Genomic DNA, 16,497 nt, shown 5'->3' with positions numbered 1-16,497 from the left:
TATTTCAAAATATAGAGATAAAAGAATGAATGTAATTGAAACAAAGATTAAGGGGCTTTTAATTTTAGAGCCTAAAGTTTTTGGCGATGACCGTGGCTGGTTTATGGAAAGTTTTAACCAAAAAGCTTTTGAGCAAGCGTTACAAGAACGTGGATTGGATATTCCCCAATTCGTTCAAGACAATCATTCTTTATCTCAAAAAGGTGTGTTAAGAGGATTACATTATCAGCTTAATCCATATGCTCAAGGTAAGTTGGTTCGAGTTGTACAAGGTAAGGCTTGGGATGTTGCCGTTGATATTCGCAAAAGTTCTCCAACTTTTGGTCAATGGGTTGGTGTTGAACTAACTGGGGAAAATCATAAACAATTTTGGATTCCAGCTGGATTTGCACATGGTTTTGTTGCTTTAGAAGATAATACTCAATTTTTGTATAAAACTACGAACTATTATAATAAAGAAAGTGAAGGAGCAATTGTTTGGAATGATCCATCTATCGCAGTTGATTGGCCTATAAGTAATATTGGTCAAGTTTTAGTAAGTGATAAAGATAAAGTTGCATCAAACCTAAAAGATGCAAAGTTGTTTGATTAATTAAATAATCATTAAATTTATTTATATATTCTAAAAGAGCCTGTAAATTGTTTGCTAAGTTAAATAAATTGATAGCTAACCCAGAAAATAAAAGATTTCTAGGGAACTTTATTTCACTAGCAACATTACAGGGGCTTAATTATATTTTACCATTACTTACTTTACCTTATCTTGTACGTATATTGGGTGCAGAAAAGTTTGGTACATTAGCTTTTGCAACAGCCATAATTAGTTATTTTATTGTATTAACTGATTATGGTTTTAATTTTACAGCAACTAGAGAGGTGGCAGTACATAAAGAAAATAATGAGAAGTTAAATGAGATTTTTAGTAGTGTAATGATTATTAAATTTTTTCTTTTAGTTATATCATTTGTAATACTGATAGTATTGGTTTGTTTTTTTGATAAGTTTAGTTCAGATCCAGAACTCTATTTTTTAACTTTTGGAACAGTATTAGGTCAGGTTCTATTCCCTATATGGTTTTTTCAGGGCGTAGAAAAAATGAAATATATTACAATAATTAATATAGTAACTAAAACTCTATTCGCAATAGCAATTTTTATATTTGTAAAACAAGCTTCTGATTATTATTTGGTGCCTTTATTGACTTCTTTAGGTGCAATATTGGCAGGTGGTTACTCTTTATATTTAATCTATAAAAAATTTAATATTACATTCAAAGTCCAAAATATTCATGTTGTTATCTCTTATTTGAAAGGAGGGATACATTTATTTTCAACCTCTGCACTAAGTAATTTATTGACTTCCTCAGGTACAATTATCTTATCTTTTGTATCAAATAATACTATTGTTGGTTATTACTCAGCATCCGAAAAACTTTTCAGAGCTATTGTTGGATTATTTACTCCTGTAACTCAGGCTTTATACCCAATAAGTTGCACTAAAGTTAATCAAGAGAATCTAGCAAAGACATATATTAAAAAAATATTTACTATAGTGGGTGGAATTGCATTAATACTAAGTTTAATAGTTGCTTTATTATCTAAGCCTATAGTTAGTTTAATCTATGGGATAGAGTTTATTAATTATAGCTATGTGTTGGCCATAATGATGATTTGGTTATTTTTTGGTGTAATTAATAATATTATTGGTATTCAATATCTAACCGCAATGAGGAAAGATAAAGTCTACACATATTCATTTGTAGCTGCTGCTTCAGCTACAGTTATATTGAATATTGTTCTAATTCCTCACTTTATGATTGATGGTATATTATTTTCAATGATATTTGGTGAAATCCTTTTGACATTATCTATGTTAGTACTTATTTTTAGGTTGAAATTATGAAAAAAATATTAATTGTATTTGGAACACGTCCTGAAGCCATTAAAATGGCTCCTTTAGTGAAAGAATTCCAAAAAGATATTAATAGCTTTGAAACTAAAGTTTGTGTAACCGCTCAACATAGGCAAATGTTAGATCAAGTGTTAGAAATATTTGATATAAAGCCAGATTATGATTTAAACATCATGAAACCTGGGCAAGATTTATATGATATTACTTCAAATGTACTAATTGGCATGAAATCTGTATTAGATGATTTCAAACCAGATGTTGTTTTGGTACATGGTGATACAACTACTACCTTGTCTGCTAGCTTAGCAGCTTTTTATGCAAAGATTAAAGTGGGGCATGTAGAAGCAGGCTTAAGAACAAATAATATTTATTCGCCTTGGCCAGAAGAAGGCAATAGACAGTTAACAGGTATTTTAGCCAATTATCATTTTGCTCCAACTCAACAAAGCGAAGAAAATCTCTTAAAAGAGGGAAAAAAACAGCAAGATATCTATGTTACGGGTAATACAGTTATAGATGCTTTAATGTATGTTTTACAGCAAATTGAAAATCAACCTACGCTAAAAGAAAAAATCAAATCTAAAATTTCTCAACAATATCCACTCAATGAAAAAAGAAAAATTATTTTAGTCACTGGTCATAGACGTGAAAATTTTGGTCAAGGCTTTATCAATATTTGTGAAGGGCTAAAAGAGTTAGCAAAGAACAATCCAGATATTGATATTGTTTATCCAGTACATTTAAATCCAAATGTACAAAAACCAGTAAACGAGATTCTTTCTGATTTGACGAATGTATATTTGATTGATCCACTTCAGTACGAAGAATTTATTTATATGATGAATGAGTCATATTTTATTATTACTGATAGTGGTGGCATTCAAGAAGAGGCACCTTCTTTAGGTAAGCCAGTTTTAGTTATAAGAGATACAACGGAACGACCGGAAGCAGTCATGGCTGGAACAGTTAAGCTAGTGGGGACAGATAAAAATACATTATTTAAAGAAGCACAAACATTAATTGATAATAAAATCGAATATGAGAAAATGGCTCAGTCCCATAACCCTTATGGTGATGGTAGAGCTTGTGCAAGAATAGTAAAGAATTTATGTTGAGAGCTACTAAAGAGATTGGTCAAGTGATTCTATTTTTAAGTAAGTATCCTGAATTGGATGAGGAATATAGAGATGGGTTTTACCAACGGGTAGAAAACATTGATAACTTTTTTAGTGAAGATGAAAGAATATATTTAAATGTTAGTCTTTTTAAAAACTTAAATTTTAAATCAATTCAACATAATAATCGTTTACAGGTTTCTTGTAATCTATTTTTACATTTTTTTTATATCCTTAGGGCCTTTAAAAAATCTAACCTTGTTTATATACAGTCTATTTACAATGCTTTAAATTTAATACTTTTTATTTTATTTTTTAATAAAATATATATTTTGGATTTACATGGGGTGGTGCCCGAAGAGCTTGTAATGCAAGGAAAAATTTTTAAATCAAAAATATTTAACATTGTGGAAAGAATTTTATTCAAAAAAATAGATATTGCTATTGCAGTTACTAATGCTATGGCAAATCATTTTTCTAAAAAATATAAAAATGCAAAATGTCAGTATATTATCTATGCCATTTTACCTTCTCATTTAAAAAGTAGTAATATGGAGTTAGAGTTATCTAATACGATTGAAGTAATTTATAGCGGTAATACACAAGTTTGGCAAAATGTCGATTTAATGTTGGACGTAATAAAAAATCATTTTTATGATAATATTAACTATACTATTTTGACTGGTGATTTAGTTGGGTTCCATGAGAAATTAAGTAGTCATAATATCGATCTTGATAAGATAAATTTAAAATCAGTAAGCCCATATGAGTTAGAAGAGTATTATAAGCAGAGTCATTATGGTTTTATTTTACGAGATGATATTCTGGTTAATAATGTAGCCTGCCCAACAAAAATAATTGAATATCTGAATTATGGTATTATTCCTATAGTGTTGACTGAGAATATTGGCGACTTTAAAGAGTTGGGGTATGAATTTTTAAATGTAACTAATTTTAGTAGTAATATTGCTAAGCAAAAAAGTAAAAAAAATATTGAAGTTATTGAATATATTTATAATCAAAACAATATTAATCTGAAAGAAAAAATTCTTTCTTATATTGTTTAATTTTGTTTTGAAGAGAGAGTATATGTCAAATTTTAAAGTATCAAAAAATAGCATAATTACTTTTTTTACTATTATTGTTGTTTTTTTTATTGCTCTGATAGTTTCTAATCGCGGGCCGTATGTTGATAATGATTACCAAGCATACGAAGTTATGTTTGAGAATTATTCTACATCTAGTGTTGAGCCAGTATATAAAATTATTTCAATGTTTCTAAATAGTTGGGATTTAGGTTTTTCTTCATTATTATTTCTATTCTGTTTTTTTTCTATTTTGTTAAAAATATATTCTTTTATATTAGCAAAAAAAATAAAATTAATTGGTAATGAAGGTTTTACTTACTTTATATTTTTATATTTCTTTTGTTTTTTTGCATTGTGGGATCTTACTCAAATAAGAGCCTCTTTAGCTGTATCATTTTTAATGTTATCTTTTTTTTCGTTAAAAACTTATAAGAAAGCAATATTTAAAATACTCGCTTTATTAACACATTATTCAATATCTTTTGTTCTTCTATTTGAATTGATATATTCCCTTGTTAGAAGGAATATATATTTGCACTTGCTATTTTCATTAATATTATGTGTTTGCCTATTTTATTTAGTTGGGCTCACACCTTATGTTGTTTATGATGCTTCAAGCTATTCCGAAAAATTTAACCCTATATCTTTTAAAAATTTATTTATAATTCTAACCTTTTTTGTTGTAAGGCTTCTTTTTAATCGTAAAGATGACAATAGATATTATATTGAAAAATTAAGTGCTTTATCAATAAGCTTGCTAATTATGTATTATGTATTTGGATTTAAATACCCAAGTATAGCTATTCGTGTTGCTGACTATAGTTTGTTTTTTAGTGTTCTTAGTTTGGTTTTTGTGAGAAATAATGGTGTTTTAAATATTTATAAGTATGTCTCTTTAATTGTTATGGCAATATATTTTACATATATATTTTACTTGTCTGATACGTCAATAATCCATTTGGATGAGTGGGGGGTAAAATGATAATTTTTTCAGTAATTGTGACGTTTAATCCAAGTGAAAATATATTTTTATTGGTGAGGGAGTTGGTGGAACAAAATGTTTTACCAATTATTGTGGATAATGGTTCAAAAGATTTTAATTTCTCTGATTTAATAGATAATCCTAATATTTGTTTTATAGGTCTGGATAGTAACTTAGGTATAGCAAGTGCCCAAAATATAGGAATTAAAAAAGCTTTAGATTTGGGTGCTGAATATATATTATTTTTTGATCAAGATAGTGTTATTTATGATGGCTTTGTGCGTGATATAGTTGATGATTATCAATTAATTTTAAGAAGAAATTCTAAAATTGGTGCTGTAGGGCCTCGCTTTATAGATGGTAAAAATAATTTTTATTATAAGGCTATTAGTGTCTCTAAATATGGCTTAAGAGTAAAATATAATGTTTCAGAAATTACTAAGCCATTTAATTCAATTTTGCTTATTTCTTCTGGCTCTTTAATTAGTGTTAATACACTTATGAAAGTCGGATTGATGAAAGATAAGTATTTTATTGACTATGTTGATACAGAATGGTGTATGCGAGCGGAAGCTCTGGGCTATAAAAACTATATGTCTTCGAAAGCAATTATGCGGCACACTATTGGCGACAATATTAGGCAGACTAAATATTTTACAATGCCAATACATTCTTCATTTAGACGATATTATATTATTCGTAATAGTTTTTATATGTTAAAAGAGCCCCATATACCAAATATATTTGTTTTGCATCAATTGGTTATTAATGTAATTCATCAATTTTTAATAATATATATGGTTAAAGGACGGCGATTGGAATACATGAAATCTTTTATAAATGGTTTTAAAGATGGTTTAAAGAATTTTTTTAAGTGATATTTTTAATAGAAAATATATTTAATTTTATGCTTTTTGTTGGAAATTAAATATGCTTTTTATTCGAGTTTTTGATAGTATTTTAATATATTTCATTGTCGATATATTTAATTTTTTGTCAAGCTGATTGATATAAGTTGGTTTAATGTGAGTAATAATATGATATCTGTTTGTTTAGCTACCTATAATGGTGAAAAGTATATTGTTGAACAGTTAAACTCTATTTTACCGCAATTGTCATCAACTGACGAAGTTATTATATCTGACGATTATTCTACAGATGAGACTTTATTATTAATTAAATCATTAAATGATCCAAGAATTAAAATAATAACTAATGAATTAGGTAAGGGATACACTAAAAATTTTGAAAATGCTATTAATCATTCCTCTGGTGATTATATTTTTCTTTCTGATCAAGATGACGTGTGGGTGGAAAATAAAGTTGAACTAATGATGAAATATTTATTAGATTTTGATTTGGTTGTTTCCGATGCAATCATTTCAGATTCTCATCTTAAGCCAACTTTAGGTTCTCACTTTGAATTACACAATACTAAATCTGGTTTTCTAAATAATTGGTTGAAAACTAGGTATATTGGTGCATGCATGGCATTTAGAAGAGAAATTTTTTCTAAATTATTACCATTTCCTATCCAATCAAAGTGGTGCGCTCATGATTACTGGATAGCTAATGTTGGAGAGTTCTTTTTTAAAGTGAAACTTTTAGAAACTCCTCTTATTAAATATAGACGTCATGGGAATAACGCTTCAACTGGTGGGGAGAAAAGTACCAATACGTTACTTCATAAGTTGATTGTTCGAATGTATACATTATTACAGCTAATCAAGAGAATGTAATATGAAAATACTTTATCAATATGGTTGTTGGGGTCTAATTAAACTTGCAGTTAATGTAATAAAAACAAAGCTCTTTTTCTCAGAAGCCAGATTAGTTCGCTTTCCAATTGATATTAGGAACAAAAAAAATATTGATTTTGGGTTAAATCTAACTACTGGTGTTGGATGTAGAATTGAATGTTTTCCTCAAATTAATACTAATGCCAAGCTTTTAAAGTTTGGAAAGAACGTACAATTAAATGATTATGTACATATTACTGCTGCGCAAAGTGTAGAAATTGGCAACAATGTTCTTATGGCTAGTAAAATTTATATATCTGATTGTACACATGGCAGCTATATAGGTGATGAAAATGATTCCGACCCAATGTCTTTGCCAGTAGATAGGCCCTTATCTATAAAACCAGTTAAAATTCATGACAACGTGTGGCTTGGTGAGTTTGTATCTGTTTTACCAGGTGTAACTATTGGAGAGGGATCTATCGTGGGGGCAAACTCTGTAGTTTCAAAAAGTTTACCATCTTATGTTATTGCAGTTGGTTCGCCGGCTCGGCCAATAAAGTTTTATAATTTTGAAAGTCAAAAATGGGAAAAATATGTTGATTAAAAATGTACTAATTACTGGTGGTGCTGGTTTTATTGGATCAAACTTAGCATTAAAACTTGTTTCAAAAGGATATAACGTTACTGTTTTAGATAATTTATCACAACAGATTCATGGCGATAACCCTCAGGAAACATCACCACTATTCCTAAGTATTAAAGATAAAGTAAAGTTTATCTTAGGAACAGTAACTAATAAGTCTGATTGGGAATTAGCATTAAAAAATCAAGATGCTATTATCCATTTAGCTGCAGAAACTGGTACTGGGCAGTCTATGTACGAAGTACAAAAATATGTTGATGTAAATATTAACGGCACTGCTTTAATGTTGGATTTATTAGTAAATAACTCTTATCCAGTTAAAAAAGTAATCGTAGCGTCTTCTCGCTCAATATATGGTGAAGGAAAATATATTAGTAAAGAATTAGGTGTTGTTTATCCTACCCAAAGAACCGCTGACTATATGGATCAGAAAGATTTTGAAGTCAAATATCATGGTTCATCTGAATTAGAACTTGTTGCCACAGACGAAGAGTCTAAGATTCACCCATCTTCAGTATATGGAATCACCAAGCAAAATCAGGAGCAAATGGTATTAACTGTTTGTTCAAGTATGGGTATCGCTGGCGTGGCATTTCGTTATCAAAATGTATATGGGCCTGGTCAATCACTTAAGAACCCCTATACAGGTATTTTATCTATATTCTCTACACAAATTAAAAATGGAAATAAAATTAATATTTTTGAAGATGGTAAAGAAAGCCGAGACTTTGTTTATATTGATGATGTGGTCGAAGCAACAATTCTAGGATTAGAAAAAGAAGAGGCAAATAATCAAGTATTTAATGTTGGAACAGGCATTGCAACAAGTGTTATAACCGTTGCTGATCAACTTGTTAAAAATTACAATATAGATGTGCCTATCACAATTTCAGGAAATTATCGCTTAGGAGATATTCGTCATAATTATGCTGATCTGACAAAAATTAAGAAATATTTGGGCTTTGAACCCAAAGTTTCTTTTGAAGAGGGCATAAAAGAATTTACACAATGGGTGAATACTCAAGAAATTCAAGAAGACAGATATCAAGAATCTATCAATGAAATGAAAGAAAAAGGGTTATATAAGTAAATGAAAAAACTTGAGCACCTTGCAGGTAAAAAAGTATTATTCTTTTGTGTACAAACTTTTGATTTGGAAAAAGGGATTGTTCAGCAACTGGAAAAACATGGTGCTCAAGTAACCTATTTTGATGAAAGACCTAAAAACAATAATTTTATTAAGGGTTTAATTCGTTTAAAAAGAGACTTGTTACAGCGAAAAATTAATAAATACTATAATAATATTTTAAAAAAGATTAGAAATGAAAAATTTGATTATTTATTAGTTAATCGTGGTGAAGTTGTACCTTCTTTTTTTCTTGAAAAGTTTATAGAGCTTCAACCCCAATGTGTTCGTATATTCTATACTTGGGATAGTTTTCATAATCATAGTCACGGTCTTAAAATCTTAGATTATTTTCATAAGCGATTCACTTTTGATAAAAGGGATGCAGAGAAATATGACATCGGTTTCCGACCTTTATATTTTACCGACAAATATAGAGATATATACGATAATAAAAATCAAAAAGAAATTGATGTATTATTTTTAGGTACTGCTCATTCTGATCGTTATATAATAAGTAATAAAGTAAAAGATTGGTGTGAGGAAAATAGCTTAACTACATTTAATTATTATTATATGCAAGGTAGATTAGTATATTTTTATAAAAAGTTTTTTGATAAAACATTTTACGATTTCGATTTTAGTAAGTTAAGCTTTAGAGGTCTAGTATTAGATGAAATTATTGAACTTTATGCAAAATCAAATGTTATCTTAGATATTAGTCATCCTGGTCAGTCAGGTTTAACAATGCGCACATTTGAAGCAATCGGAGCAGGGAAAAAGTTAATTACAACTAATATAAATATAAAAGAATATCCTTTTTATAATTCTGATAATATTTTTATAATCTCACGTGATAAACTTCTTCTTGAAAAAGATTTTTTCACAAGTAAATATAGGCCATTGGCAACTGAATTATACGATAAATGTTCAATTGATGGTTGGATAGAAGATATATTTTTGGGTAGTGAAAATAATTATTGGATAGATCTTAAATTTTCATAAATATTTGAGTTAGATTTAAGATTTCATGTTTAGCTTTTATAATAAGCTAAGCATGAAATTTTTTTAACATCCTTAACTGTAAAACTATATTAACAATATGAATTTAAAATGTTTTTATGTGGTTCTTTTTAGCATTCAAGTTATTGTGCGATTGTAAAAAACCATAAGTTTTTTGTTGAGTTGTAAAGAACTATTTAGAAAACCTGTTAGAATGCATGCGTATCTACTTTCACTACATTTCGTGGATAACTCAAGCTTCCGTGTACTTTACAGTAGAAATAAGAGCAAACAATGAAACGACTAATAGATATCGTTATCTCTTTGATGGCTTTGATTATTTTATCGCCAATTTTTATTTTAATCGCTTATAAAGTGAGTAAGAATTTGGGTTCTCCAATTTTCTTCCTTCAAGAACGTCCTGGCAAAAATGGTAAAATTTTTAAAATGATTAAATTTCGCTCTATGAAGGACGGAGTAGATAAAGAGGGGAATATTTTACCAGATGAAGAACGAATTACCCCTTTTGGGCAGAAATTACGTTCTACTACTTTAGACGAAATGCCTCAGCTGATTAATGTACTAAAGGGTGATATGAGTATTGTGGGGCCTCGTCCACAACTTGCTGACTTTATGGAGCATTACACACCAAGACAAATGCGTCGACATGAGGTAAGACCAGGTATGACAGGTCTTGCGCAAGTGAGCGGTCGTAATAATTTAAGTTGGGAAGAAAAATTTGAATTGGATGTTGAATATGTAGAAAAGCATAATATCTGGCTAGACTTTAAGATTATGTTGAAAACAGTTTTAGTAATACTTAAAAAAGAAGGTATTAATGCACCAGATCAGTTAGTTGGAGCAAGCCGTTTTTCAGGTTCTTCAAAAAAAGATGAAGTACAATATTAATTGTTAGTTATAAAGTTAGTCGTATGATCAAAAAAGCAGTTTTACCAGTTGCTGGTTTAGGTACACGGTTTTTACCCGCAAGCAAGTCTATTCCTAAGGAAATGGTTACCGTAGTTGACCGTCCTGCTATTGAGTACGTAGTACGTGAAGCGGTGGAAGCTGGAATTGAACAAATTATTTTTGTAACTCATTCGGCCAAGGTTGCTATTGAAGATTATTTTGACCATGATTTTGAGTTGGAAACAATACTAAAACAAAAACAAAAATTTGATTTAATTAAAGAGATTACTAATATTTTACCTTCCAACGTAAGCATTGTAAGTGTACGTCAGCCCCAGCCGTTAGGACTAGGTCATGCGGTATTATGTGCTAAAAGTGTGATAGGAAATGATGATTTTGCTGTGTTATTACCAGATGTTTTGGTTAAAGATAATTCAGAAAAAAATGATCTGTCCCATATGGTCGCTCGTTATGCTGAGAGTAAAGCCGCTCAGATTATGGTAGAAGCAGTGGCTGATCATTTGGTAGATCAATATGGTATTGTTGATGTTTCAAAAATACCAGATATAGGCGAAAGTATAGCTATACAGGGAATTATTGAAAAGCCCGCGATTGGGGCTGCCCCTTCAAATCTCTCTGTTGTTGGGCGTTACATATTGCCTGCAAAAATTATGCAGATTTTAGAGAATATTCCTAAAGGTGCAAGTAGTGAGATTCAATTAACAGATGCGATTGCGATGTTACAGCAATTTGATAGGGTTGAAGCTTATCGTATGCAAGGGGAAACCTTTGATTGTGGTAGTAAGCTTGGTTATTTAAAAGCTGTACTTCACTATGGCATAGAGCATCCTAAGTTAGGTAATGATTTCAAGAAGTTAATTCAAGAACTTAAATTATAAGATTTTGTAGCTCTAGTTAAGCATTTGTAAGATTTAATAAATGTACGGGCTAAGCAATATATTCTCTTCCTTTGAAAGGAAGAGAATTCTATAAAATATTAAAAACAGGTGTGAAATGAAAATCGCAGTGTTTGGAACCACATTACATGCTGGTGTAATGGCAGCGTTGTTAGCTGAGTATGGTAATCAGATTTATTGGTGTACTAGTGTCACTTGTGAGGAAAATATATCTGTACTTTCATATCAAGATCAAGAAGTTAATAATTATTTAAATAAACAAAGGAATGCTGGTTTTTTAATAGAAAGTCCCTTTTCTCAAATTCCTTTAGATATTGAAGTATATTTATTCTGTTTTAGTCCAACACAAATAGAACTTGCTTTAAAAACAGTTGAAAAGCTAAGTGAACGTCCAATTGTTCATCCAAGACTAATGGTGAATGGCTCTACCTTTGGTTTACATGGCACATCTAAATTAAAGCATCATTTACCCAAAGATGAGTGGGTCTATTTTCCTGACGTGATTCAAGAGGGAAATGCGATTAATAGTGTACTCAATGTTAAACATGTCATTGTTGGAGTTGAATCGAGTTCTTCTCAAGATACAATGCAAGAATTATTACGTCCATTCTTTCGTTTTAGCTACCAATATTTATTCATGCCGATTTTAGATGCTGAATTTACCAAGCTTAGCATTTCGGGGATGTTGGCAACCAGAATTAGTTATATGAATGACCTTGCTTTAGTTGCTGAGAAGTTGAGTATTGATATTGCAAATGTAAAACATGGTATTGCTGCAGATACACGTATTGGTGCGGCCTACTTGTCGGCAGGTGTTGGTTTTGGCGGTGAAAATTTTTCACATGATATTCTCACACTCTCTAGTACTGTTTCTGAAACAGGTGTGAAAAGTCGACTTTTAGAACAAGTTTGGTTGATTAACGAACAACAAAAAGAAATTTTATTCCGTAAATTATGGAACTATTATCATTGTGATTTGAGTGGAAAAACTGTCGCAATTTGGGGTGCTTCATTTAAAGAGAATACTTCAAGTACGCACAATTCTCCTATTCACATTTTATTGGCTGCTTTATGGGCTCAAGGTGTGAAGGTTCGATTACACGATCCCCAAGCTCTTGAGGAAATTGCAAGTATATATGGCAGTCGTGAGGATTTAGTTTTATGCGCTGATCGATACGAAGCAGCAAAAGGAGCGCATGCGATGTGTCTGGTTACAGCATGGAAGCAATATTGGAGTCCTGACTTTAACCATTTACAACAGTTAATGCTACATCCTCTTATTTTGGATGGGCGTAATATTTATGATCCTGCATATGTGAAATCTAAAGGTTTTGCTTATGAAGGGGTAGGTCGATTATGAATAAATCTATCGAGAAGTTTCCACAAGAATTAGTTTCGCCTATCGCTCAGCTTCATTCTTTGGTTGATAAACATTCAAATGTACATATAAAAGAATTATTCGCTTCAGAGTCGGATCGATTTCAGAAATACTCTGTAAAATTTGATCAACTAGTTTTTGATTATAGTAAGCACCGTGTGACTAAGAATATTTTAGAGCATTTGGTTACTCTAGCAAAAACCAAACAATTGTCTCACTGGATTGAAAGATTATTTTCTCAAGATAAAGTTAATTGTACCGAACAGCGTGCTGCTATGCACTGGGCTTTACGTTTGCCAGAAGATTATTCTAAGTCTGCAGAATTGAGTAAACAGGTCCATGCGCAATTACAACGAATGTATGCGTTGGTCGAAAAAATCCATGCTGGACAATACCGTGGTGCTACAGGTGAAGTCATTCAAGATGTTGTTAATATTGGCGTAGGTGGGTCTGATTTAGGTCCTCAAATGGTGACCCATGCATTATCAGATTTTAAAGTAAAAACAGCTAAACCACTCAATGTCCATTTCGTATCGACCATGGATGGTAGCCAGTTATCGGAATTGCTTCATCAGCTTCGTCCTGAAACGACTTTATTTATTATTTCCTCGAAGTCATTTGGCACTATTGATACTTTATCCAATGCACAAACTGTTCGACAGTGGCTTGAAAAAGCGTTAGGAAAACATGAACGTGTTGTAAAAAGCCATTTTATCGGTGTTTCTACAAAAGCCGAAAAAATGTCAGAGTGGGGAATTGCTCCTGAAAATCAATTACTCCTTTGGGACTGGGTTGGTGGACGATATTCTCTATGGTCATGTATTGGTTTACCTATAGCATTATCAGTTGGGATTGATGGTTTTCAGCAGCTTTTAGCTGGTGCTCATGCTGTTGATGAGCATTTCCAAAATACAAGTTTTGAGCAAAATATTCCTGTACTCATGGCATTATTGGGGGTCTGGAATAATAATTTTTTAAATATTCAGACTCATGCTGTATTACCTTATGATGGCCGTTTAAAATATTTTGCGGCTTATTTACAACAGTTAGAAATGGAATCTAACGGTAAATCTATACAACGTGGTGGACAGAAAGTTGAATTAGATACTTGCCCAATTGTATGGGGTGAAGTTGGACCAAATGCCCAACATGCATTTTACCAACTGCTCCACCAAGGAACTCAAGCAGTAAGCTGTGATTTTATTGCGCCGATACAACGTTATAATGCAGATCATTTTACTTATGTAGAGAATGCTGAAGCGTTGATTGAACAACACCATCTAGCGCTTTCAAATTGTTTAGCGCAGTCACGGTTGTTAGCTTTTGGTAATGAAGCATTAGATTCAAAAGAACTAGAGAACTTGCCTATTCATAAGCAATACGAAGGAAACCAACCAAGTTCAACATTACTTTTAAAAGAACTAAATCCTTATAGTTTAGGAATGTTGATTGCTTTATATGAGCATAAAGTATTTGTCCAGTCTGTAATTTGGAATATTAATCCGTTTGATCAATGGGGCGTTGAGAAAGGTAAACAGATTGCTGATCAATTACTTCCTATTCTAAATGGTGCCCAAAATGATCTTTCAGCACTCGACGCATCAACACGTGGATTGATTAAAATTTTATTAGAAAAAGTTGATGGATAAAATCTTAGACAAAATTAAAGTGAGATATAAAAGTTGATTATTTAATTTTTCTAAATATCAGTTATATATCTTTCTTAAAGTCAGATAGTATTCTTTTCTAAAAAGAGGCTACAGTTGCTGTGACTACTTTCATGTTAGTATTCGCCATAATCCCCTGTTAGCCTCTTTTTTGTCGTCATGGTTTTTTTACGTCAACAGCTGTTATTTATCTTTATTGCCTTTTTATCCACCTGCGTAGGTGTATATGTTGCATGGGATATGAACTTGACATGGGATAAGTTTTATAGCTATTTGATTTCAGAAAAAGCTATTTTTTCAATTCTCTTTAACTATGCAGTAATTCAACTATTTTTTATTATAGTTGGCCGAAAGTATACAGCTCTTTTTTTAAGTCAATTATTCGTTATATTTTTAAATTTTATTAATAAAAAGAAGCAACAATATTTATTTAGTAATTTAAGTCCGGAAGATATTTTTTTACTTCCAGAGGCCATGAAGGCAACGCCTTGGCACTTACAACTTATCTTTTTTACTCTCATTATTTTCTTTCTTATTGTACTCCTGATTGCCATACGTAAAGAGAGTAAAGCTACTTTTCATACCTATGTTCCCAATATTGTTATTTTTGGATTGCTTGGGAGTGGTTTAGTTTACTTAAATTTTATTAAAAACCCTACGGGAGCGTGTTTTGCAGAAAACAAACCCATGATTTGTGCCAGCTTACAGGAATTTCCAAATACGAGAAATGACTGGATTGGAGACTATCGAAAAATTCAAGATTATGGTTTTGTGACTTTTTACGTATCTAAGGTATTGGATAATGTAACCAGTGTTTTATTACCTAACCGTAAAGTATCTGAGCAAGAGATACAGCAGATTTTGCAGCAACACCATTCTATTCAATCTTTAGAAGACAATGAGAAGGAATATCCGAACATTGTTATTGTGATGGAAGAATCTTTTTGGGATTCTCACCATTTAGATAGTGGTTTATCAAAAGACTTACTATCTTTTGTTCATCAAAATCAAGTGTCTAATTTATTGTCTCCTTCTTTTGGAGGAGGTACTGCGAATGTTGAGTTTGAAGTCCTTACAAGCCTTAATACAACTTTTTTCCCAAATGAGTTGTTATATGTTTCTAAACTGAAAAAGCCAATTTATGCTCTGCCTTATTATTTAAACTCAATTGGTTATAAAACAGTTGCAATGCATAATAACTATGGATATTACTATAATCGCAATAAGGTATATCCAGATTTAGGCTTCGATAAATTTATATCACTTGAAAATATGATTGCCCAAAAAGATCGGTCTACAGTTTTTAACTTGGGTGGGTGGGCTACAGATGATCTTATTTTTGATTCGATTAAGTCTACTTTAGAAGAGAGTGAGCAACAGCCAAAGTTTATTTATGCGATTACTGTTGAAAATCATCCGATGTATAACGATGATCGTTTTGGTAAGCAAAATTATAAATTTAACAAAGAGCTGTCTGAAAATGAAAAGCAAAAATTAAGTACTTATACTGCTGGAACTGCACGTGCTAACCAAAAGCTAAAAGAGCTCGCTGAATATTTAAAGACAGTAGATCGACCAACAATTTTAGTGGCTTTTGGCGATCATTTGCCGAATCTACAAGAAGTTTATGAGAGTTATGGATTTTTTAAAGATGATCCTGAGCGGACTAATCTCAAAAATTACCAGACACCGTTTGTAGTGTGGAGCAATTATAAATTAGATAAGAAGCCCTTGAATCAGCCTTATATTGCTGCAAGTTTCGTTGCTCCAAAACTATTAAAGCTAGCAGGGTTGCCTTTGTCTGATTACTATCAATTGGTTGATGATGTATCTAGTTGTTTTAGTGCCATTCACCAAAAATTTATTAATGAAAATCAAACGTGTAATTTTGATAAGAAAGCGCTGTTGAAAGGTTATGAAAATCTAAATAAGGATGTATTAGATGGACATAATCATACTTATAAAATTATGCAGAATAGCCAAAAAGAGATGGAACAATAATGTTCCATCTCTTTGA

General features: G+C 31.2%; 15 protein-coding genes. All 15 read left to right on the top strand.

What is annotated here, in order from left to right:
* Positions 1 to 25: 25 nt before the first annotated feature.
* The 15 genes from rfbC (at position 26) to I8T81_RS18400 (ending at position 16,481) form a co-directional block, all read left to right on the top strand.
* The gene (gene rfbC, locus I8T81_RS18470) at positions 26 to 592 is read left to right on the top strand and encodes a dTDP-4-dehydrorhamnose 3,5-epimerase (RefSeq protein WP_198071827.1); all 567 of its coding nucleotides are present in this window, start codon (positions 26 to 28) and stop codon (positions 590 to 592) included.
* Positions 593 to 639: 47 nt separating this feature from the next.
* Entirely contained in the window at positions 640 to 1,902 is a 1,263-nt protein-coding gene (locus I8T81_RS18465; RefSeq protein ID WP_198071826.1) for a flippase, read from the top strand.
* On the top strand, positions 1,899 to 3,026 hold the full coding sequence (wecB, locus tag I8T81_RS18460; protein ID WP_198071825.1) for a non-hydrolyzing UDP-N-acetylglucosamine 2-epimerase: 1,128 nt from the start codon (positions 1,899 to 1,901) through the stop codon (positions 3,024 to 3,026). Before I8T81_RS18465 ends, wecB begins: the two co-directional genes overlap by 4 nt.
* A complete protein-coding gene (locus I8T81_RS18455; protein WP_198071824.1) occupies positions 3,020 to 4,093 on the top strand; it encodes a glycosyltransferase family protein in 1,074 nt (357 codons plus the stop codon). The genes wecB and I8T81_RS18455 overlap by 7 nt, the downstream gene beginning before the upstream one ends.
* 22 nt (positions 4,094 to 4,115) lie before the next feature.
* Positions 4,116 to 5,096: an EpsG family protein gene (locus I8T81_RS18450; RefSeq protein ID WP_198071823.1), complete on the top strand. Its 981-nt coding sequence runs from the start codon at positions 4,116 to 4,118 to the stop codon at positions 5,094 to 5,096.
* On the top strand, positions 5,093 to 5,974 hold the full coding sequence (locus tag I8T81_RS18445) for a glycosyltransferase family 2 protein (RefSeq protein ID WP_198071822.1): 882 nt from the start codon (positions 5,093 to 5,095) through the stop codon (positions 5,972 to 5,974). The genes I8T81_RS18450 and I8T81_RS18445 overlap by 4 nt, the downstream gene beginning before the upstream one ends.
* Before the next feature lie 147 nt (positions 5,975 to 6,121).
* A complete protein-coding gene (locus I8T81_RS18440; protein WP_265091519.1) occupies positions 6,122 to 6,835 on the top strand; it encodes a glycosyltransferase family 2 protein in 714 nt (237 codons plus the stop codon).
* Position 6,836: 1 nt separating this feature from the next.
* Positions 6,837 to 7,442, top strand: a complete 606-nt coding sequence (locus tag I8T81_RS18435) for an LbetaH domain-containing protein (protein ID WP_198071820.1) — start codon at positions 6,837 to 6,839, stop codon at positions 7,440 to 7,442.
* Complete coding sequence (locus I8T81_RS18430) at positions 7,432 to 8,571, top strand: NAD-dependent epimerase/dehydratase family protein (RefSeq protein WP_198071819.1); 1,140 nt, start codon at positions 7,432 to 7,434, stop codon at positions 8,569 to 8,571. The genes I8T81_RS18435 and I8T81_RS18430 overlap by 11 nt, the downstream gene beginning before the upstream one ends.
* The gene (locus I8T81_RS18425) at positions 8,572 to 9,612 is read left to right on the top strand and encodes a CgeB family protein (protein ID WP_198071818.1); all 1,041 of its coding nucleotides are present in this window, start codon (positions 8,572 to 8,574) and stop codon (positions 9,610 to 9,612) included.
* Positions 9,613 to 9,903: 291 nt separating this feature from the next.
* Positions 9,904 to 10,518 (top strand): sugar transferase, encoded by a 615-nt coding sequence (locus tag I8T81_RS18420; protein ID WP_198071817.1) that lies wholly within the window; start codon positions 9,904 to 9,906, stop codon positions 10,516 to 10,518.
* A 23-nt stretch (positions 10,519 to 10,541) separates the two neighbouring features.
* Positions 10,542 to 11,417, top strand: a complete 876-nt coding sequence (gene galU / locus I8T81_RS18415) for a UTP--glucose-1-phosphate uridylyltransferase GalU (RefSeq protein ID WP_198071816.1) — start codon at positions 10,542 to 10,544, stop codon at positions 11,415 to 11,417.
* 115 nt (positions 11,418 to 11,532) lie between these two features.
* Entirely contained in the window at positions 11,533 to 12,795 is a 1,263-nt protein-coding gene (locus I8T81_RS18410) for a UDP-glucose/GDP-mannose dehydrogenase family protein (protein ID WP_198071815.1), read from the top strand.
* The gene (pgi, locus tag I8T81_RS18405; protein WP_198071814.1) at positions 12,792 to 14,462 is read left to right on the top strand and encodes a glucose-6-phosphate isomerase; all 1,671 of its coding nucleotides are present in this window, start codon (positions 12,792 to 12,794) and stop codon (positions 14,460 to 14,462) included. The genes I8T81_RS18410 and pgi overlap by 4 nt, the downstream gene beginning before the upstream one ends.
* Before the next feature lie 357 nt (positions 14,463 to 14,819).
* The gene (locus I8T81_RS18400) at positions 14,820 to 16,481 is read left to right on the top strand and encodes an LTA synthase family protein (protein ID WP_198072789.1); all 1,662 of its coding nucleotides are present in this window, start codon (positions 14,820 to 14,822) and stop codon (positions 16,479 to 16,481) included.
* Positions 16,482 to 16,497: the final 16 nt, after the last annotated feature.

The organism is Acinetobacter seifertii (assembly GCF_016064815.1).
GTDB lineage: Bacteria > Pseudomonadota > Gammaproteobacteria > Pseudomonadales > Moraxellaceae > Acinetobacter > Acinetobacter seifertii.
Note: the sequence above shows the minus strand (reverse complement) of the source record. Positions and strands in the feature narration are given on the sequence as shown.